This window comes from Enterococcus ratti, from assembly GCF_001886195.1.
Classification (GTDB): domain Bacteria; phylum Bacillota; class Bacilli; order Lactobacillales; family Enterococcaceae; genus Enterococcus_B; species Enterococcus_B ratti.
Genome location: NZ_JXLB01000030.1, coordinates 1 through 20124, shown reverse-complemented (window position 1 = coordinate 20124; position 20124 = coordinate 1). Strand labels below are relative to the sequence as shown.

The 20124-nt window shown below is 33.2% G+C and carries 18 protein-coding genes; 13 read left to right on the top strand and 5 right to left on the bottom strand.

All coding sequences use genetic code 11. The features are described 5' to 3' along the window. Positions 1 to 474: 474 nt before the first annotated feature. The 5 genes from gshAB to RV14_RS10760 all read left to right on the top strand — a co-directional run bounded on the left by gshAB (position 475) and on the right by RV14_RS10760 (position 7785). Entirely contained in the window at positions 475 to 2748 is a 2274-nt protein-coding gene (gene gshAB, locus RV14_RS10780; protein WP_174544650.1) for a bifunctional glutamate--cysteine ligase GshA/glutathione synthetase GshB, read from the top strand. Between the two features lie 373 nt (positions 2749 to 3121). Beyond that, positions 3122 to 3835, top strand: a complete 714-nt coding sequence (locus RV14_RS10775; protein ID WP_071856260.1) for a hypothetical protein — start codon at positions 3122 to 3124, stop codon at positions 3833 to 3835. Positions 3836 to 3956: 121 nt separating this feature from the next. Next, positions 3957 to 4988, top strand: coding sequence for a WxLIP family cell surface protein (locus RV14_RS10770; RefSeq protein WP_369887236.1), 1032 nt, complete (start codon positions 3957 to 3959; stop codon positions 4986 to 4988). A 101-nt stretch (positions 4989 to 5089) separates the two neighbouring features. Beyond that, positions 5090 to 5296, top strand: coding sequence for a hypothetical protein (locus RV14_RS10765; RefSeq protein ID WP_071856259.1), 207 nt, complete (start codon positions 5090 to 5092; stop codon positions 5294 to 5296). 26 nt (positions 5297 to 5322) lie between these two features. Continuing rightward, positions 5323 to 7785, top strand: a complete 2463-nt coding sequence (locus tag RV14_RS10760) for a BspA family leucine-rich repeat surface protein (RefSeq protein WP_245785504.1) — start codon at positions 5323 to 5325, stop codon at positions 7783 to 7785. 178 nt (positions 7786 to 7963) lie between these two features. On the opposite strand, the gene RV14_RS10750 is transcribed toward RV14_RS10760, so the two are convergent. Together RV14_RS10750 and RV14_RS10745 are read right to left on the bottom strand one after the other, a co-directional pair. Then, entirely contained in the window at positions 7964 to 8404 is a 441-nt protein-coding gene (locus RV14_RS10750) for a YueI family protein (RefSeq protein ID WP_071856256.1), read from the bottom strand. Between the two features lie 268 nt (positions 8405 to 8672). Next, positions 8673 to 8972, bottom strand: coding sequence for a hypothetical protein (locus RV14_RS10745; RefSeq protein ID WP_071856255.1), 300 nt, complete (start codon positions 8970 to 8972; stop codon positions 8673 to 8675). A 366-nt stretch (positions 8973 to 9338) separates the two neighbouring features. Between RV14_RS10745 and RV14_RS10740 the strand changes: the two genes are divergently transcribed. Both RV14_RS10740 and RV14_RS10735 read left to right on the top strand, forming a co-directional pair. Beyond that, positions 9339 to 9695, top strand: a complete 357-nt coding sequence (locus tag RV14_RS10740) for an iron-sulfur cluster biosynthesis family protein (RefSeq protein ID WP_071856254.1) — start codon at positions 9339 to 9341, stop codon at positions 9693 to 9695. A gap of 23 nt (positions 9696 to 9718) precedes the next feature. After that, complete coding sequence (locus RV14_RS10735; protein WP_071856253.1) at positions 9719 to 10615, top strand: metallophosphoesterase; 897 nt, start codon at positions 9719 to 9721, stop codon at positions 10613 to 10615. Between the two features lie 26 nt (positions 10616 to 10641). On the opposite strand, the gene RV14_RS10730 is transcribed toward RV14_RS10735, so the two are convergent. Both RV14_RS10730 and RV14_RS10725 read right to left on the bottom strand, forming a co-directional pair. Then, a complete protein-coding gene (locus RV14_RS10730; protein WP_071856252.1) occupies positions 10642 to 11721 on the bottom strand; it encodes a hypothetical protein in 1080 nt (359 codons plus the stop codon). Positions 11722 to 12160: 439 nt separating this feature from the next. Further along, positions 12161 to 12895: an MIP/aquaporin family protein gene (locus RV14_RS10725; protein WP_071856251.1), complete on the bottom strand. Its 735-nt coding sequence runs from the start codon at positions 12893 to 12895 to the stop codon at positions 12161 to 12163. A 295-nt stretch (positions 12896 to 13190) separates the two neighbouring features. Here RV14_RS10725 and RV14_RS10720 point away from each other — a divergent pair, with 295 nt between their 5' ends. The 6 genes from RV14_RS10720 to RV14_RS10695 all read left to right on the top strand — a co-directional run bounded on the left by RV14_RS10720 (position 13191) and on the right by RV14_RS10695 (position 18902). Beyond that, on the top strand, positions 13191 to 13610 hold the full coding sequence (locus RV14_RS10720; protein ID WP_071856250.1) for a CidA/LrgA family protein: 420 nt from the start codon (positions 13191 to 13193) through the stop codon (positions 13608 to 13610). Further along, a complete protein-coding gene (locus RV14_RS10715; protein ID WP_071856249.1) occupies positions 13603 to 14304 on the top strand; it encodes an LrgB family protein in 702 nt (233 codons plus the stop codon). The genes RV14_RS10720 and RV14_RS10715 overlap by 8 nt, the downstream gene beginning before the upstream one ends. 63 nt (positions 14305 to 14367) lie before the next feature. Beyond that, positions 14368 to 15903 carry a helix-turn-helix domain-containing protein gene (locus RV14_RS10710; protein WP_071856248.1) on the top strand — a complete coding sequence of 512 codons (1536 nt, stop codon included), beginning with the start codon at positions 14368 to 14370 and terminating at the stop codon, positions 15901 to 15903. Then, positions 15893 to 16114 (top strand): DUF2829 domain-containing protein, encoded by a 222-nt coding sequence (locus RV14_RS10705; protein WP_071856247.1) that lies wholly within the window; start codon positions 15893 to 15895, stop codon positions 16112 to 16114. The genes RV14_RS10710 and RV14_RS10705 overlap by 11 nt, the downstream gene beginning before the upstream one ends. Further along, on the top strand, positions 16111 to 16872 hold the full coding sequence (locus RV14_RS10700; protein WP_071856246.1) for a 3-oxoacyl-ACP reductase: 762 nt from the start codon (positions 16111 to 16113) through the stop codon (positions 16870 to 16872). Before RV14_RS10705 ends, RV14_RS10700 begins: the two co-directional genes overlap by 4 nt. Positions 16873 to 17225: 353 nt before the next feature. Further along, on the top strand, positions 17226 to 18902 hold the full coding sequence (locus RV14_RS10695; protein ID WP_071856245.1) for a hypothetical protein: 1677 nt from the start codon (positions 17226 to 17228) through the stop codon (positions 18900 to 18902). Positions 18903 to 19083: 181 nt separating this feature from the next. On the opposite strand, the gene RV14_RS10690 is transcribed toward RV14_RS10695, so the two are convergent. After that, entirely contained in the window at positions 19084 to 19629 is a 546-nt protein-coding gene (locus RV14_RS10690) for a biotin transporter BioY (RefSeq protein ID WP_071856244.1), read from the bottom strand. Between the last annotated feature and the right edge of the window lie 495 nt (positions 19630 to 20124).

Sequence of the window (20124 nt, the reverse complement as noted above, 5' to 3'; positions counted from 1 at the left end):
CACCCTTTTGAAGGGTGGTTATGATTGATATTTTTTTAATAGCTGAACGTTTATATGAGAATTTTTCTTATTTACTCTTTGGATCATTGGAAGATCTGTATGTTATTTATAGAAAAGTGAAAATTAATCCATCAGAGCATTAATAAAGTAAATATATAAAAAGTAATTTATTAGGAAAAAGAAACAAACCGCACATAGGAAATAATGAACAATTATAAAAATATAGGAGAACTTTTTTGTTAGTAATTGTTAAGTAATTAAGTTAAGAGCTGTTACTTATTTAATAGAATCTATCATTTTATCGGTTTTTTCTGTTTTTGAGAAGCGTATTTTCGTTAAGAGCTATTGATTTAAGCAAGAATATCTTTTTATATGATTGTCTAAGGAACTCTTTTTTCGTATTTTGGAACAATTTCATTCTTTTTCTGCCTTTTTTTTACTATAATTAAAAGCATATGAACTGGAGGATAATCAATCATGAACTTTAAACAATTATTGCGACACCCTAGTTTACGACCTTTTATCGATCAAGCACGTTTTGGCATTGAACGTGAAGGACAGCGTGTGACTCTTGCTGGAAAACTAGCACGTACTGATCACCCAAATATTTTTGGTGACCGTACGTTTCATCCATATATCCAAACAGACTTTAGTGAAACACAGATTGAATTGATCACACCTGTCACAGATTCCATTCAAGAACTCTTTCAATACATGGCAGCGATCTACGATGTTGCTGCTCGCACCCTTCCTAAAGATGAAATGATCTGGCCGTTGAGTATGCCGCCGAAACTGCCAGAAAAAGATGAAGAGATTCTAATTGCTAAATTAAAAAATTTTGAAGATGTGTTGTATCGCCGCTATTTGGCAAAAGAATATGGAAAACGAAAGCAAATGGTCAGTGGAATTCATTTTAACTTTGAGTTTGGTGAAGAACTACTAAAATTATTATTCAACCATCAAGATGAAATTTCATGTTTTTCTGAGTTTAAAACCGAACTGTACTTAAAAACAGCACGAAATTTTTTGCGTTACCGTTGGATTATTACTTATTTATTTGGTGCGTCTCCGATGAGTGAAGAAAATTATTTTATGGATGAACTTCCTTTAATAAACCCTGTACGTAGTATCCGTAACAGTGCATTGGGGTATACCAACCGTCCAAATGTCCAAGTGTCTTATTCTTCGATGGAGCAGTATTTAAAAGATATTGAACAAATGGTGGAAGAAGGAAAGCTGTCTGAAGAAAAAGAATTTTATACACCGCTTCGTTTTCGCGGTGGAAAACGTGTAGCAGACTTAGCCAAAACAGGCGTGCGGTATATTGAATTAAGAAATATTGATTTAAATCCCTATGTTCGTTTAGGAATTGCTCAAGAGCAAGTCCAATTTTTGCAATTGTTCTTGACATATATGTTATGGACGGAAGAAAAAGAGAACAGTGACCAATGGGTAGCAGAGGGAACGCTTAGAAATAACAAAGTAGCGTTGGAACATCCAGCGAGTCAGACGGAATTTTATCAAGAAGGTGTAGCGGTTCTTGAAGGGATAAAACAAATGCTATTGGAATTAGACTGGCTAGAACCGCTTTTCTTGGTGGAAAAAGCATTGGATCAGATGAACCATCCGGAAAAAACACCAGCTGCAAGATTAAATCAGGAAGCACAGCGTACTAGTCAAAAAGAAATTGCAGTAAAACTAGGGCGTCAATATTATAAAGAAAGTCATGAGCATCCTTATCAATTAGCTGGATTTAAAGATATGGAACTTTCAACCCAAATTTTTATGTTTGATGCGATACAGCAAGGAATTGAAGTGAGAGTATTGGATGAATCTGATCAATTTTTACGTTTACAGCATAAAGAGCATGTTGAATATGTTAAGAATGCAAATATGACAAGTAAAGATCGTTATATTGTACCGCTAATTATGGAAAATAAAATAGTGACGAAAAAAATTCTAAAAGAAGCGGGATTTCGTGTACCAGACGGGGAAGAGTTTTCTACGATGGCAAAAGCTGTTAACGCTTATCCAAAGTTTGCAAATCGAACATTTGTAATTAAACCCAAATCAACTAATTATGGGGTAGGAATTACCATTTTTAAAGATGGGGCTAATTTAGAGGATTATCAAGCGGGATTAACCATTGCTTTTAAAGAAGATACGTCTGTTTTAGTAGAAGAATTTATACCGGGAACGGAGTATCGTTTTTTTGTGATTGATGGAAAAGTCCAAGCGATTTTACTTCGAGTACCAGCTAATGTAATTGGAGACGGTCGACATACCATAAAAGAACTAGTAGCTGAAAAGAATTTGGATCCATTACGTGGAACTGATCATCGTGCACCGTTAGAAGTGATCCAGTTAGGAGAATTAGAACAACTGATGTTAAAAGAACAAGGCCTTACTGTTTCTTCTATTCCCCAAAAAAATCAAATTATTTATTTAAGAGAAAATTCTAATATCAGTACAGGTGGAGATTCAATAGATGTTACAGATGAGTTTTCTGAAAGTTACAAACAAATTGCTGTTTCGGCAGTAGCAACCTTAGGAGCAAAAATCTGTGGAATTGATTTGATTATCCCAGATAAGGAAAGTGATCCTAGGATAAATTCAACCGCTTATGCCATCATTGAAGCCAATTTTAATCCTGCGATGCACATGCACGTGTATCCATTTACAGGCAAGGGGCGAAGATTAACGATAGACGTACTAAACTTGTTATATCCGAAAAGGGATAGAATATAACACTGTGGCAGAAAGCACCTAATTTTAACTAAAAAGCTACCTATATTAAATTACATCATTTGGAAATTAAGACGACCTTTAGAAATTAGATTTTTTCTAATTTTTAAAGGTCGTTTTAAAGTTAATTCATGTGGTAGATTATTGAATATTGCAAAATAAAGATAGCTTATTTGAAATACAATAAATAAAAAACTGAATTTTTGTGAAATTCCATCTCTATTTTTCCTTTTTTATTATTATTTTTTTAAACGTTTATAAATAAATATTAAAAAATCGAAAAAATTTATTGTTTTTCTTATGTTATTTTTTATTTGATTTATTAAAGGTTAAATACCTAGTTTTAGGTATCTAGAAAGGAAAGTGAGCGAAAAAGATGAAAAAAAGTATGTGTTTTATTAGCACAAGTTTATTGGCACCTTTTTTATTAATTAATAGTACGGGAGTAGCTGCGGCAAGTAACACAATTAATCCGGATCCGGCAACTGCGGAGACATTAATTTCAGCACCCTTGCTATTACCAGATAACGGAGGAAGCAACCCAACACCTCCAACAAACACTAAAGATCCAGTGAGTCCTGTTGATCCCGGAAATAAACCGAACAATCCTACTGTAGCTTTTGGGATTGCTTATCAACCAGGTATTTTTACTATCCCACAAACAAAATTAGCGGAATCTGGTTCACAAACAATTGATGTTACGATGCCGCAAAATTCTGGCACGTTTGATGTGGGGATAAAAGATAAGACCCGTAGTACAATGGGGTGGACGTTGAAAGCTCAAGTTATTTGGGACAACGGTGAACAAGGGATGTCTATTCTAACTGGGCATACAGGAGCAAATGCAAAAGTCAATACTGGAGGCGGTAACTTGGTAGACGCACCTTCTGGATCAGTTACGGCAGTTCCTAACGTGGAGATTACTTCAAACGCGCAAGTTTTATTAATGTCAGGAATACAAGGATTTATTCACAATGATACTTATGATTATGAATTGGGAAAAATTTCTCTTAAAATAGCAAATGCTAAGACGACAACAGCCGGTACTCATACGGGTCATGTAGAATGGAATTTAGCAGTTGCTCCATAAATATTTTAAATTTAAAAAAAAGGGAAAGAAATTGCTCTTTTCCTTTTTTTGATTATTGGCAGACAGCGTTCTAGAAGAAAAAGCTGCTAATAATCAAAAAAAGGAAGGAAGAACTAAATTGATAAAAAAAGTGATTTATTCAATCCTCTTAAGTTTTATTTTTGCAATTACAGGAACAGTATCTGTACAAGCTAACGAAATGTTAGGAGGATATACTATTGAACGTGTGCCAAATAAACATCAAATTGACTCAAATTTAGGCTATTTTTATCTTTTTGAACAAGCGGGAACACAAGATCGTTTAGGAGTGAAGCTAGTCAATAGTTCTAATCAAGCAAAAGTATTGAAAGTAAAAGTTACCAATGCTAATACGAATTCCAACGGTTTGTTAGATTATACTGGGAGTTTAAAAGATCATAAAGATTTGAAACAACCGCTTTCATCAATCGTAAAAGCGGCACAAACAGAAGTAACAGTTCCTGCAAAAAGTACGATAGAAACGACGCTTACTGTATCCATGCCTAAAGAAAAATTTTCTGGCGTCATTGTAGGGGGAATTGTTGTTTCAGAAAAAAGTAATGAAGAAAAAAATAAGCAAAAAGAAGAAGTATCGATACAAAATACGTACAACTATACATTAGGTGTGGTGTTAACAAATGATGCAAAGACGGTGATGAATCAACATGTTTCTGTAACGTTGGATAAGGTTGCACCTATTTTATCTGATGGTAAAAAAATCGTTCAAGCAGATATTTTAAACCCTAATTCGTATATTTTTGATAAAGCGACTGTTTCCGGAGATATTCGAAAAAAAGATTCAGATAAAGTGCTTAAGAAACAAGAAAAAACAGATGTAAGTATTGCCCCGCATTCAGTCTATCCTTTCCAATTTGATTGGGGAAAAGATGAATTAACACCAGGAGAATATCTTTTTACAGGATCCGTTAAAGCTGGCGGAAAAGAATGGTTTTTTAATCGAGTATTTAAAATTACTGCTGATTCTGCTAAAGAAATCAATGAACAATCGATCTATTACGTTGTTATTCCATTATGGCTTCGAATTAGTTGGATCGTTGTTTTATTAATAAATATAGTCGGGACAGGTTATCTAGTGATCAAACGCGTAAAAAAAATCAATAAGGAAAAGATCTAGATAATTGTGTAATTGTGCAGTTGTTTAGGCATAAATAAAGATGATGCAATTTTACTTTCTGTAACTTAGCTCACTTATTTTAACGCAAGGGAGGAAAAATTATGTATATAACACCAATTTTTATTATTGTATCAGGGATTCTTTTTTTAATTTCAGCAATTTATTTGTTTTTAGATAATTACAAAAAAATGATTATGAGACAAATTAATCAATCAATTATTTATATCAATACAATCGTGCTTATTTCCTCAATTGTTTTGATTATATTAGGTGTTGTGTATTTTATCGTGATTAAACAACAATTGTAGTTTAGGAGGTAATGATAGTGAGAAGAATGAAGTATATTTCTGTAGTGGCTTTCTTGTTGGGAAATGTTGTTTGTCAGGGGCAAATAAGTTTTGCAGATAAGCAATCAGAACAAGAGAAGACCGTGGCATTAAATCATCCATTGTATGCAGTTAAAGATAGTCGTCTAACACAAGCAGCACAAACAACGAACTCGCTAGCTATAAAAGAACATTCAGTGACTGAAAAGAAAGAAGCAATATCTGGTGTATATAATAATATCATCTATGATTTAAAAGGTTCTGAACTACACCTTACTGGAGTAGCAAGCAGTAATCAAGAACAAGAAATTAGGATTGATCGTTCATTTTTAAATGCTATTCATCCAGATATTAGTAAGCTTATTTTATCTCCAAATTTCTTTTATTCGATGAAAGGAAAATCAATACATTCAATTATAATTTCGTCTTCTCTTAACCTTGTTCCTCGTATTTCTGATGGTCAAGGAGGAAACGTAGATTTACACCGAGCATTTGCAGGCGATGAATTTTTAGAAACAGTTGATTTTGGTGCTACCGATTTTAGTGAAGTGATAAATACGAGTAAAATGTTTGAAAATTGTTCAAAATTAAAAACAGTTCAACTAAGTAGATTGTATGCTACCAATTTAGAGGGAATGTTTAAAAATTGTCCGAATTTGGAACAAGTAAAAATTTCAGAAAATGTCACGCCTATGATTTTAGTGGATATGTTCAATAATTGTCCTAAGCTGATGAATATTGATGGAATCAATCAATGGACAACTACTACCATTCAAAAGGTTGAAGGAATCTTTTTAAATTGCCCGGCTTTATTAAATTTAGATTTGAGTCAGTGGCCATCCTCTTTAAGAGATAAGATGATGAGCGAGCAAAGCAATCAAAAAGAAGAAACTAACCAAGAAAACACGGCGAATGGTGAACTTGCGGAAACTAATATACCAAGTCAAGCAGAGGGCGTGACGGTTCAACCAGCAAATACTACTACTGAATGGCAATACGAATTATCCTCTGAACAGGATCGTTATATTCTGACAAAATACATTGGGAATAATACAGAAATTGTTGTACCTACTTCTATTAATGGAAAACCAACGAGTTTACTAGATATTGATTCTTCGATTTTTCCTAATTATCAATCAATCGTTAGTTTTAAAATTGCACCTGGGAATAAGGTGTCTATCGAAGACTTTGATTTGCGGTATGCATTTCAATTTTGGTCTTCTTTAAAAGAGGTTGATTTGACAGGGCTAGATACAAGTGAGGTAACAAATACGGGTGCGATGTTTGCCAATGATCCACTTTTAACAAAAGTAAATTTAAGCGGCTGGAATACGTCCAATGTTACGGATATGAATTATATGTTCAACGGGGATAAACAATTACAAGAATTATATTTGGCTAATTGGGATGTTCGTCAAGTAACAGATATGGCTTATATGTTTGCTCATTTAAGTAGTTTAAAAACATTAGATTTAAGTTCTTTTCAAACAGATAAGGTTAGTAATATGACGAGTATGTTTGTTGGAACTACTAATTTAAAGTTATTAAATTTAAGTCAATTTAATCTGTCTAATGTAAAAAACGTCAGGAATATGTTTGCTACGAGTGTAAAATCCCCACTATTAGTTCTTGCAAATGATAATAAGTTATTAAACTATAATTATGATGCAGATAACCGTGTTCTGACTGGTCCGGTTTTTGATGCAAATGGAGGAGTCTTTGAAGATCAAGGAACAACCAAAAATTATTTTCAGTCTGTAGTCATAACACCAACCGATCCAAAACTGCAAATGCAAACATTCAATCAATTCAAAGATGCTTTAGTGGTTAAGAAACCTCATTGTGTTTTTTCAGATTGGCAGGTAAATGGGGTTGATAATGCGAATAATGTCACAGATTTACTGACGACAACTTATCAAGCGGTTTGGATAACGTTGCCAGAAATACCGTCTGATACAGATAATGGAAAGCCGGGAGAAACTAGTTTATTTGGGCTTTATTATTCTCCTAAACAGTTCAGTTTTCCTGTAACATCATTAAATGAGACAGGAAAACAACAGATTCCATTTGATAAGCAAGATTCTTTTGATATAGGTGTTTGTGACAAGCGACAAACAAGTAACGCTTGGACGCTACAAGCCCAATTAGTTTGGACAACGGCAAAGACGATTCCAGGAAGTACGATTGTATTGACCAATAAAGGAGTCGTTAAGAAAAATATAAACGATGGGACATCGCCGTTTAATCCAAGTACTGATTTAGCAGATGGTGGGAATGAAATTCAAGGAGCAGCTTTACCAGAAATCGAAACAAGTAAACCGGTAGTCATTATGGAAGCACATCAGGCTACCCATGACGCAATTTATAATTATAATTTAGGAGATGCGTATTTAAATATTGCAGACACAAAAAACGTGCAGCCAGGAAATTATACTGGTCATGTGGAGTGGACGTTAGTTCAAGCTCCTTGATTTTTATAAAAAAGTTCCCACATGAAGATTTGAAGAAAAAGGCAAAATGTGGGAGGAAAAGCAATCAAACAAGCATGGACAAATTATTTTTTGTTCATGCTTGTTTGCTAAATATCAATAATTTTTTGATCGTAAAAAAAATTATTGAGGTAAACGAAAAGAGTTCCTTACTACTTTTTTAGAATAAACGTTCCCAAAATCGTTTTTTCTTTTCATTTGAGGGCAATCGTTCATTTTTAGGGTATTTTTCTTCAATATCAATGATGGGTTCATTGACTGCTTCTTTGTCGGCTAATAATAACCCAAAACTATTGGGAGCATCTGATACATAATCATTAACGACGGTAAAGCGGACATTTTTTTTGGCAGCAAGTTGGATATATTGATTTTGTACGGTCAAAGGCAGTAACCCATTTAGAAGAACGGTTGCATCTGGTTGTTTTTCAAGTTCTTTCAAAAAATGCTCTTTGTTTTGAGGATCGTTCATTTCAGTAATTGTCATACTTAAATAGCAACGTTCACGAAACGTACCCATATATTTATGTTGTTCCTCTGGATTTATGAGCGGTGTACCATATATTCCTTTATCTAAACGGTTTTGTACATCATCTTTTGCCATCAGAATAAACCTTCCTTTCCTTTACCAAAATTATAGCATAGAAGCAATCAACGAATAAAAAGAAAAAAGTGGTGAGTTGTATTTATCTACTAAACTCAAACAAGGAGTTAAAAGAAATGAATTCATTTAAGAAGAAAAATAAAGCTGTTCTACACTTCTTTTATCTTATTAACCAATTGTAAATCAGCATACCCACTATTTTTTAGAAGCGATCTTTCTTTTTTTGATTGCTAAAAGTAACAAGTTGAGTGCGAGGTAAAGTTGAACATCACATTTTTATTTCCGCTAATGTTTGATAATTTAAGATAGTCATTGTACGATAAAAATCGGCTGGTAAATGTGCCCAACGTTTTAATAATTGATAAAAATAGCTTTCTGAAGCTTTGATTTTGTATTCACTTAGAATCAAGCCAAAAAATGGCGTTCGTTTTTTAGATAAATTTTGAAATGTTAAGAACGCTTTTTCTTTATCTTCATATACAAATAAAGTTTTTACTTCAACATAAGATCCTTCGATATTTTGTGTTTCTTCAATAAAATAAATTTTTTTTATGTATTCTTCTCCCATAGAAATCCCTCCAGATCCTTTATTTATTAAACTAACATACCTAAAAGTTGTTAATAAAGCGTGAACAAAAAATTATTCTTTTTCAAGCATTCATTAAGAAATATTTATTTTACGTAAATCATCTTGTTATTTAAGGTTAAATTAAGTGTAGACATATCAATACTTTGAATGAAATCGATTGTATAAGAAAAATAAAGCTGTTACAAGAAGTATTGATGAGAATATCTGATATTCTTACTTTAAAGGAGACGTCTTTTTTGATTTAATTTTTATCAATTGCTTGTTCTGATAATTAGACTAATAGGTAAAAACAAGTTAGTTGCCTCCTAGCCGTAAAATCGTTAAGCTAGGTTCGAGGTGATAACGATGGAATTATTGTTAACAAATGAAGCCAAGGACATGCTTCAAACGCAGCTAAATGAAAAGGAACAAGTACTATTAGATATTGAAGATGGTGATGGACCATTTGCCAATAGTCGGATTACTTGTCAATTGGATACATCTTTTCGCTTGCTCATTGTAAAGAAAGAAACGACCAACGATTTAAGCTTGTATTCTGAGAAAGTAGAAACTACTATTGGTCCGATCTGGATTAAAAGAAATGCTTTGTTGTATATGGATGATCCGACAACTATTGCGGTAGAGCCTACGTATAAAAGTTTACAATTAAAAGGTGCAAGCGGGTTGTTAAAAGGAAATCTGCAAATTGTACGTCCAGAATAATAAAAAAGATTGAAGGCAAAACAATGACAAAATTAGCAATCATTAGTGATTTACATGTAGATATCAACAAATTTAATGAAAAAGAATTACACATTTTGTTTGATGTTTTAGCCCAAAAAGAAATTACGCGACTGCATTTAGCAGGTGATGTGGCTAATAAAGTTGATCGTTGCCAAGCAGTAGTTGAATTTTTTATTAAAAAAGGATTACCGACAACGTTTAATTTTGGGAATCATGAATTAGCAGATGTAGCGGTGGAAGAGCAGATGAATCATTTTCCTGACGTTCATTTTTTAAATGAACGCTATCTTGCTTTAAATGATCATACTGTTTTGCTGGGGATAAATGGCTGGTATGATTATCAATTCTCTGAATTAAAAGAAAATCAACAAATCTTGCGAATGAAAAATCTTTATTGGTATGATCGCTTGATACAACGAAAAGGAACGGATCTTGAAGTAAATGCTCGTGTCCTTAAAGCATCGAAAAGATTACTAGAAAGCATTGCTTCTAAAGGATTAGAAGTAGTATTAGCGACACATTTTGTCCCTAAAAAAGAGTTTATTATTTACCATAAAGCTCCTTATGAGCGCTGGAATAACTTAAATGCGTTTTTAGGTTCAGCCTCTTTTGGAAAATTACTTGATCACTATACAAATATCAAGCAAGTAGTTTTTGGTCACACCCATCAAAGATTTGAAGATAAAATAATTCATGGCACGAAGTATAGCTGCCGTCCTTTTGGCTATTACTATGAATGGCAGCTCACTAGAAAATTTGTACGGGAAATTCAACGGATATCCTACCGCCCAATGAAGTTGCGTACATTATTACGTGCTTATAATCCCGAATTTATCAATTATAGAAATAAGTATCTGGCAAAAGAATTTGACAAAGCCATGACAATTATTCCTTATTAAAAGGAGGATCATCATGGCTTTTTTGATCATCGCATATACTTTGAGATGGTGAATTTGTTTCTATCTTGGCATTGTTTTCTTGAGAAGTTGCTTTTTTCTTTTGCGCCAGCTATTTTTTCAAAAAAATCAATCCTGTTGTTTACAGTTCCATTGGAGAATTTATATACATTTTTTCCTTCTAAAATTTGCTGGATTTCAGGATATTTATTCATTTTGTTTTGCATTTTTTGATTAATCATTTTTTTTTCTTGAAGCGTTAATGGATAAGGGCGTGTATTTTTTCGTTTTCTTAGTTTAAAAAACTTAGATAGCAGGTCAAAAGGCGCGGCTGGACCTTGATATTCTTCTTTTATCACAGATAATAAAAGGTTATGCATTTTTATAGTTGAGTTAGGTCTCTCATTCCATTTGATTTTTTTTAAATTTTGTGAAGCAAATAAGTTATGCCGACAATGAAAAAGTGCTACTTTTAAAGTTGCTTCTATCTCTTTTACCACACAATTTCCTTCTTTTTGCGGATGCATTTGATAAGGTAATTGAATGATTTCACTAGAAGCTGATTGTTCAAGAATGCCATATAAAACGCTATAAGGTTCTTTAATATTTGGGCATTCTATGTTGGAAAATAAAATACTACAAAGTGAAGTCAAATTGGTCGAAGGTATTGTGACAACATTAATTTGAGCTTTCGATATGCAAGCTTCTTTATCAACTAAGATGGCTTTATACGTTTCATTTTCTTTGTAAATAAGTATTCCGGAAACATGTTCAACATCAGTACATTGTCCTATAAGATAAAATAATGGTAAAAGTACAAAATCGCTCGGATCGTTGGTATTCAATTGTTCCAAAGTATGTAACAGCTGTTTATCACACGTAAAAGTGTAGAAATTCTTACTTTTTTCGAGTGAGTGGATAATTTGTTTTTTATCGGCAGATCGAGCAAAAAATTCTTGTTGGTCTTTTTCGATCATTTTAATATAGAGTGAAAATAAGAGAGAATAATTTTGTTTATGATCTTCTAAAAGCCAAGAGTTATTTTCTTTTAATGATAAAGAAAGAGCAAAAATGTCAAGATAACTTTGAAGTTTATTTTTATAAGGCATGTATTTTTCTCCATTCATTCAGTTATTTTTTCTTTTATTTAGTATGACACGGAGTAATAAAGACGGCGACCTAATTTTTCTCCAAGTAAAAAAAATGATTAAGTGAAAACCGGTATAAATTTTTTATGAATGAAGTCAGTGAAAAGTATCGATGGTTTTATTTCTAAGAAAAGTGAACAACTTTGGAAGTTTTTTTATTTATAAATAGAGGATCAAGCTATATATTTATCCTTTAATTAGAAAGATGTATGAATGTAAAATATATTATTTGAGTAGCTGTTATCGTGCTAAACTTTGCTTGATTTAAAGTAATAGTATCGACTTATAATAACGCAGTACTTTGTGTAAAAGAGTCAACTGAAGTTTTATTTGTATGACAAAAAAAACCAAGAAAACGAGTCTCAAACCTCATTTCCTTGGTTTTTTTGTCTAAGCTTCATTAAACTATAAATAATACTTTGTATAAGAAGACTGCAACAATCCCAGCACAAATCGGTGCGACGACTGGTACCCACGCATAACCCCACTGAGAGGAACCTTTGTGTTTTAATGGTAATAAGGCATGAACTAAGCGTGGAGCAAAGTCACGAGCTGGATTTAATCCCGGACCAGTTGGACCGCCAAGTGAAGCAACTAATGTCCAAACTAAGAAACCAAGTGCTAAATGAGCCGTACCAAGATTATCTTGGAAAAAAGGTGCTTTAGTAATACCTAAGGCGCCAAAAAATAAAACAAATGAACCAAAGAATTCATTCACAAAACCATTAAACTGAGAGCCAACACTGTTGATGGTTGAAAATGTTCCTAATACATGGTTCACATCTTCTGTTTGGTCATAATAAGGTTTATAGCAAGCTACAACAATCAATTGTCCAATAGCTGCCCCGATTAATTGAGCTGCAATGTAAGGTAATACTTCAGCCCATGGGAACAAGCCGTTTGAAGCAAGGGCAATCGTAAATGCTGGGTTAATATGGTTGCCGCTAATGCCACCAAAAATCATCGCTGGCATCATTACGCCACATCCATAACCGACAGCAATTAACATCCAGTCACTTCCATAACCTTTTGTCCCTTTTAAATCTACATTTGCTACAGCACCGTTTCCAAGAATGATCAATAATGCGGTACCAATCATTTCCGCCGCAAGACGGGTCATAAGTGAATAATCCATATATACCTCCCAAAAATAAAAAATACAAAAAAGACATATTGTCCCTATCAGTTAGTGTTATCTATCTGTTGTTTTCAGTAATTTTAAATAAGTGCAAATAAAAAGAAGGTAAAATTTAATCCACCTATAAAATAACGTTTGAAATTTTTGCTGAAAACACTAACTTTTATTATAAATATACCAAAAAAAAAACAATAATTTTTTCAAAAAATGTCTTTAATAAATAGCATATTTTGAAAATTTCAGAAAAAGTTTATTAGTAAAATGAAAAATGAATGTAAGGAGTGTTTTGCAAATGAAACTTTTTCAAGAATTTTTTATCGTTCTCTTTTTTTCTGTTTTAGGAGAAGGCGTGCGATCCTTTGCACATTTGCCTATTCCAGGAAGTATTTTAGGAATTTTATTTTTATTTCTTGCTTTTGAAATGCGGATATTAAAACCAGAAAATCTTGGAACAACGGGTGATTTTTTGTTGAATAATTTAACGATTCTATTTGTTCCAGCAGGTGTAGGATTACTAGATTATTTTGGTGATATTGCAACAATTTGGCCTATTTTACTAGGTGCAGTAGTAATTTGTTCGATTGCTACAATGGTTATAGCGGGAAAAACAGCAGAATGGATTGAAAAACTTTTACAAAATATCCATCTTAAACAGACGATGAGTCAACAACAAATTCAAAAGCTAGAAGGAGAGGAACAGCAACTTGACTGAATTTTTTCATAATCCGCTATTTGGTTTAAGCTTAACTTTAGGTGTTTATGTCTTTTCTGATAAATTTTTACGTAAATATAAAATACCGATTATCAATCCTTTAGTTTTATCGATTCTAATGATTATTCTTTTTCTTCATTTTTCTGGGATCAGTTACCACGATTATAACGTAGGTGGGAGTCTTTTGACAATGATGATCACGCCTGCAACCGTCGCATTAGCTATCCCCTTATATAAAAACTTTCATTTATTGAAAGCTAACTTTTTTCCAGTGATTGCAGCAATTCTAGTTGGAATCGTAGCAAACGGTCTAGTGAGTATAGGTATAGGCTATTTGTTTGCGTTGAAAAAAGAAATGGTGATTTCTTTGCTGCCAAAATCAGTCACTACAGCAATTTCAGTAGATCTTTCTCATACGATGGGTGGAATCAATGCGGTGACATTGGCAATCGTTGTTTCTACAGGTATTTTTGGTTCGTTGATCGCAACACATATTTTCCGGCTTTTTCATATCAATAGTCCGATTGCTAGAGGAGTTGCTTTAGGTAGTACTTCGCATGCAATTGGTACAGCTAAGGCGATTGAACTGGGAGAAATTGAAGGCATTATTTCTGGTTTAGCTATTTGTGTGAATGGAATATTAACGGTCTTTTTATTGCCCTTATTATTTCAATTTTTTGCAGGTTTGTTTTAATGTAGCATCTTAGAATTTATGCTACAATGAAAAAAACATTCTAGCATAAAGGAGTGGTGGAAATTGTATTTGTCATCTGAATATTTGAAACGTTTTGATAAAGATTTGTATTATAAAATTCTCCTGCTAGAAAGTTTTGAGGATCACGAATGTCACACGGCTGCACAATTAGCCCAATCCATCCAAATTGATGCGCGAAGTGTTGCGAAGTACTTGAACGAATTGACAAAAAATTATCAGAAATTTAGCGGGAAAACGCAATTCTTATTTATTAAGACACGTCGGTTCGGCTACCAGTTGTATGATTCGCTTGACTCCATTGAACATGAACGTTTTTTGATTTATCTCGTGCAAGGTACGCTGAAATACCGGCTTTTGCACGATATTTTTTTTGAAGAGTTTCGTACAATCTATCAATTTGCTCAAAAACAGTATATCAGTGAATCTACTGCACATCGTAAAATTAATGAATGGAAGCAACAATTAAAAAATTATGGTATTTATTTGCAACGTGGAACCTATATAGTGCAAGGAGAAGAAGAGATTATTCGTCTTTATCTTCATATGACTTTTTGGCAATTGTTTCGAGGAAAAATATGGCCGTTTGAAACGATCTCACAACTAGACGTGAAAAAGATTGCAGAACAAATTCTAGATTTTTTTAACGTTCGGTTAAATGAAATAAAAAAAAGAAGATTAGAATATATGTTAGGGGCTTTTTTTCTGCGTAAATCACAGAAACATTATGTTTCTTTAAATAAGCGAAAGCGTCAATTGATTACTGATAATTCTTTATTTCAACAATTTTGTCATTGGATGCAGCCAGTATTTCCGAATTATTTTCAAAACGAAGATGAAGTAGGGGCGCTATTTTTAATTTTGATGACACGAGAAGAATATTATGTGAATGAAAAAATCAGAGCGAGTATTTTTACATTTCATCAAACCTATCAATCGTCTCCTTATAGGGCTCTTTTTGAAGCTAAAAAAGCCCTAAATATTTATCAAATTAGGCAAGGATTAATAGAGGAATCGTTAACAAAGGAAGCCGAAAATTACTTATTTAGTAGTCATTTATTTGCTTATCTTTTTCCTGAAGTGAAAGAAACAATTGACGGTAACAATAGTGATTTTATGAGTCATTTGGTAATCGAAAATAGTGAATTAAAACATTGGCTTGATTTGTTTTTTGAGGTAGAACAAAAAGTCCATCAGCCGGCATTTCAAAATCTTTCTTTTCTGATGGGAAGATATCTGACGGTTTTTAAAACACTAGGAGCTTTTACACCGAAATTACCTAAAATAAGGGTTCTTTTAATGACAGATTTTCCATGTTTTGAAGAACAACTTTTAGAAGATGGATTACAGAGATTTTTTCAAGACAACTACCAACTGATATTTCTCCCTGCGGACGATCGTGGAAGAGAAGTAGATTTGTTGCTTTGCACGAGTAAAATTCATCGCAAGCCTTGGGCAGATTTAGACTATTTTATTGTTACAGGAGAACTGCAATTAGCGGATTATATTCAAATATTTGAAAAAATCAAGAAGATTCAGGCGAAAAAATTAAAAGAAAGTAGGAAAAAAAATGACATTTGAAGAAGTATTGCCGGCGTTAAAAAAAGGTGAAAAAATACTGCGAAAAGGTTGGAGTGGCTTTGAACTTTATGTCATACTCGTTTCTGAAGAAGAGTTTGCCGGCTGCCCAGTCACACCATATTTTTTAATCAAAACAAGCGATGAAGGATTTTCTAGTTTTACACCAACGGTATGCGACATTTTAGCAAAAGATTGGATTATAGTTCAATGAAAAATAGGTATAGGGATTTAATTGAACAAGTTGTTTTTGTTACTGGAGCAGCTTCAGGTATTGGTCAAGCTCAAGCAAAAGCCTTTTTAGAACAAGGTGCATTTGTCTTTGGTTTTGATCAGCAGCTAGGTAAAATGGAAGAGATGTCTGTTCAATACTCAGAAACTTTTGCCTATTTTTTAGGGAACATTACTGAAAAAAAATTAGTAATGAAAGCCATCGAACAATGCCATCACAAATTTGGCTCGATCACCGTTTTACTTAATACAGCTGGGATACTCGATGATTATCATCCTTTATTAGAAACAGAAGAAGCACTTTGGGATCAAATCTTTAATAGTAACGTCAAGAGTATGTACCAGTTGACACGTCTAGTTTTGCCAGAGATGCTGGAACAAAAATCTGGAACGATCATCAATATGGCTTCCATTGCAGGAATCGTTGCAGGTGGAGGAGGAATCGCCTACACGAGTGCCAAGCATGCTATTATTGGTTTTACTAAGCAACTAGCCTTAGATTATGCTGCTCAAGGGATCCGAGTAAAAGGAATTGCTCCCGGTGCGATCCAAACACCAATGAATGCAGCCGATTTTGCAGGAAAGGGTGAAATGGCCGAATGGGTAGCCAATGAAACACCTGTTAAACGTTGGGCACAACCGGAAGAAGTAGCTGAACTAACATTATTTCTTGCGACCCCTCAGGCAAGCTACATCCAAGGAGCAATTGTTCCGATTGATGGCGGATGGCTTTTGAAATGATGTAATTATGGCTTTTCTTCATTTAAAGCAAAAATAAACTGAAGTATGTTGGAAGTTCTTAGTGAATAAGTCAAAAAGTATCTTTTACGGCATCAATTTGTAAGGACTCCAAAAAATGAGCCTTTTATATAAGATGAACGATTTTTTTGATGTAAAAGGAAGGCCAGTCGATTAAGTATCTAAGGACTTTTGTAAAGATGAATAATGAATATTGTTCTTTAGATAAGGATGGGTCACAATTATTTTTTATACTTTCGAATNGTTTTTTTTTTTTGAAATTAATAGAACGACTAGTGGTTTTTAGTATGGTTAAATAGGGCTATCAAAGCTTTATATTGAAAAGGAGTTTGTTTATGGAACAGCTAGATCTCAATTGTTTAAGAAATATCCGTACTAAGTTATTACAGATGTACATTAATAATAAGAATGAACACTATTTTCATGTTTTAATTAAGCTTATAGGATTAGAAGATACTAATAAACTACCCTATAACTATAAAAGTGAGAAACACATTATGTCACCACTTTTTCTTACTTATATAAAAATGCTTGAACAAGATAAACACGAATTTTTTATTGAAAAGAGTAAGCGTCCTCAATTTATTGAATCTTTGAACCGCACACTAAAGTATTATGATGTAAAGGATGATTCCGAAAAAACACAAAAATTGTTTCAAAGCTTGAGATCAGATGATCCATCTTCTTTTATTATTTTGCCGTTTATTGAGAAAGTATCAAATGACGCTGGCGATAGTCATGCTTTAGGGTTAATTTTACATAAGAAGGAAAATGATTATGTAGTTACGTTAATTGATAGAGAAAGAGCTTATAATCGCAGCAACGGGAACTACGTCACTCTCCCACCGCGGAACTTGCCTCAATTTATTCAGCTTATTAGTAAAAAGAATAAATTGATTTTTGAGGGACCAAGTTTTGGACAATGTAAAGAACTAGCTAAGCTATCAAAGGAAACCGCCTTTGTGCCACTTCTTATTGACATGGAGAGGCAAAAAGCAGGAAATTGTTTGTTTAGTGAGCCAGAAGCAGCCATTAAAACAGCTTTATTGCATTGTCGTAAAGATATTCATAAGGTTACGTCTTTTACTTCGATTAAATTACCCGGTTCTCGTCATTCCGCGAAGAAAACACGTCAAAAGTTCTTGAAGGCAATGAAAGAAGAAATAGGTGAAGATCCTGAATGGAAGCCATTATTTAAAAGGGCTTCTAGTTATTATATAAAGCGAAAAAATGCAAAGAAAAAAATAACCGGATTTAAGTGGAGATCGATATTTAAATGGGGATTGAATGATACTAAAGAGAAAAAAAAATTAAGTAATAAGCAAATTTCTAAGGAGAAGGAAAAATCAAAGAATAAACAAATTTCTATACAAGCATTGGCTATTGTTGGAAAAAAATACAATAACGATCCATTGATGAAACAAGCAAAACAAAAATGTCTTGCAACAGAAGTAGTAAATTATTATAGTGTAGTTGATTTATTTATAAATTTTTTAGAAATGCATGAGGTGAGAAAAGAAAGTATAGATAATAAAGAGGAACTAAAAGAACAAGGAGAACTAATAAGGCAAACAAATGAATGTATAAAGGAGCTTGAAAAGATAGTAACAGAGGCTGAACAAGCTAATTCTATTGATAAAATAAAAGAAAATGTGCCATCTCTTATCAAAAGGCTAGAAACTTTTTATCACGAATTGGAGAAATCGGAGAAGAAAATTTATAATAATATTTCATCTCTTACCAAAGGATCAAAAGATAGGTGTAAAGATAACAAAGTAGCTTTTTTCAATAGCAAACCTGTACAAAATCCAGTACAAGAAAAAGTGTTATTTACTAAAACGGATGAGCAAGTGCAGTTGAATGTGAAACCAATACCAAGCGTGTCATTTGCTAAAACAGGTGAGCAGGGACAGAGTAAATTTGCACAAATACACAAAGAACTGAATAGAGTATTAGCCAACAAGAATCACCAAGTTGTGGAAAAGGCAAGTGGTGTGCAGCATTGCAAGTAGCTTGATCTACTAGATAAATAAGCGGGAGTACTTTCTGAAAAAGTCTTCATACATAGCTGTATTTTTATTATTGATCGAAGCCTCCTCGTTAAACAGCCTGTATAAAATGTTATTGCCATTTCGTGAGGACGCTTTATCTTTTTTAAAGAGTAAGTTTTTTATCATCAGTTATCCATTTATTCTAGTGAACATCCGTAAAATGAAATCGATTTAACCGTTTTTTTAAGATTATACCGATCGAAGCTGCCATAGTTGATTTGACCATTTCAGGAAATACAAAAGGAAGAAATCCACTGGTGATGGCGTGAAGAAAAGAAAGGTTTGCACTCAACATCAACCAAAGGGTACCACAACATAATGCGCCGACTGAGCCAATCCAATTTGCTAGTAGGACTCTAAGGTAGTGGTTCCCTGAATATTTCATGAGGGAGCCAATAAGCCAAGTTTGTACGACAAAACCAACTAAGTAGCCGCCAGTTGGTCCGAATAATACACCTATGCCTCCCGACATGCCAGCAAAAACAGGCATTCCAATCACCCCTAATAGTAAATACATACATACAGCAGTCGAACCTACTTTTTTACCTAGTATTGTAGCGGTGCAACTAATGGCAAAGGTTTGTCCAGTTAAGGGAATAATCCCTAATGGAAAAGTAAACTGTGAGAAAACTGCAATAATCACAGAAAATTCAGCTGCTAGAATTAATTTTTTTAAAGTTTTGTACATAGGAACTCCTTTTGTTAACCTTTATTTTTTAAAAGGTTAACAAAAGTGTAAATGAAATTTCTTGAATTGTAAAGAGCGTAATCTCTAACAATCAGTTGTTTTTTGATAATTGTCACAGTTTTTGTTGTTGGATTCGTTTTTTATAGGAATGCTTTAGCGAACGTTAGAAGAAAATTTTTTAGAGAGTGAAAAAAGCCACTGAAATAAGTAAATTAAAAAGAGTAGATGAGGATAAATGTACCGGCAATTGAAAAATACTATCATGGTGGCTAATAGGTTTGGTAATCAATCAGTAAACATTATCAATACCAATAGTAAAAAAGAGTTATTTTCACTTTTGTTTAAAGTATACTTAAGAATGCTTTTTTAAAACACGAGTAATTTATTCGGACAGCTTTTAACTATATTTTTCTTTTACTCGAAAAAATCAATCGGCTTTTCTGTTGACTTATGGCACAATTTAAAAAAATGCCCTCCATGTCTTTAACGTTTACT

Coding starts and splice junctions, on each gene's coding strand:
- RV14_RS10765 (WP_071856259.1), top strand. CDS start 5,090: ATGTATATAACACCAATTTTTATTATTGTATCAGGGATTCTTTTTTTA.
- RV14_RS10695 (WP_071856245.1), top strand. CDS start 17,226: ATGGAACAGCTAGATCTCAATTGTTTAAGAAATATCCGTACTAAGTTA.
- RV14_RS10725 (WP_071856251.1), bottom strand. CDS start 12,895: ATGGATTATTCACTTATGACCCGTCTTGCGGCGGAAATGATTGGTACC.
- RV14_RS10690 (WP_071856244.1), bottom strand. CDS start 19,629: ATGTACAAAACTTTAAAAAAATTAATTCTAGCAGCTGAATTTTCTGTG.
- RV14_RS10760 (WP_245785504.1), top strand. CDS start 5,323: ATGAAGTATATTTCTGTAGTGGCTTTCTTGTTGGGAAATGTTGTTTGT.
- RV14_RS10750 (WP_071856256.1), bottom strand. CDS start 8,404: ATGGCAAAAGATGATGTACAAAACCGTTTAGATAAAGGAATATATGGT.
- RV14_RS10775 (WP_071856260.1), top strand. CDS start 3,122: ATGAAAAAAAGTATGTGTTTTATTAGCACAAGTTTATTGGCACCTTTT.
- RV14_RS10730 (WP_071856252.1), bottom strand. CDS start 11,721: ATGCCTTATAAAAATAAACTTCAAAGTTATCTTGACATTTTTGCTCTT.
- RV14_RS10700 (WP_071856246.1), top strand. CDS start 16,111: ATGAAAAATAGGTATAGGGATTTAATTGAACAAGTTGTTTTTGTTACT.
- RV14_RS10735 (WP_071856253.1), top strand. CDS start 9,719: ATGACAAAATTAGCAATCATTAGTGATTTACATGTAGATATCAACAAA.
- RV14_RS10740 (WP_071856254.1), top strand. CDS start 9,339: ATGGAATTATTGTTAACAAATGAAGCCAAGGACATGCTTCAAACGCAG.
- RV14_RS10745 (WP_071856255.1), bottom strand. CDS start 8,972: ATGGGAGAAGAATACATAAAAAAAATTTATTTTATTGAAGAAACACAA.
- RV14_RS10720 (WP_071856250.1), top strand. CDS start 13,191: ATGAAACTTTTTCAAGAATTTTTTATCGTTCTCTTTTTTTCTGTTTTA.
- RV14_RS10705 (WP_071856247.1), top strand. CDS start 15,893: ATGACATTTGAAGAAGTATTGCCGGCGTTAAAAAAAGGTGAAAAAATA.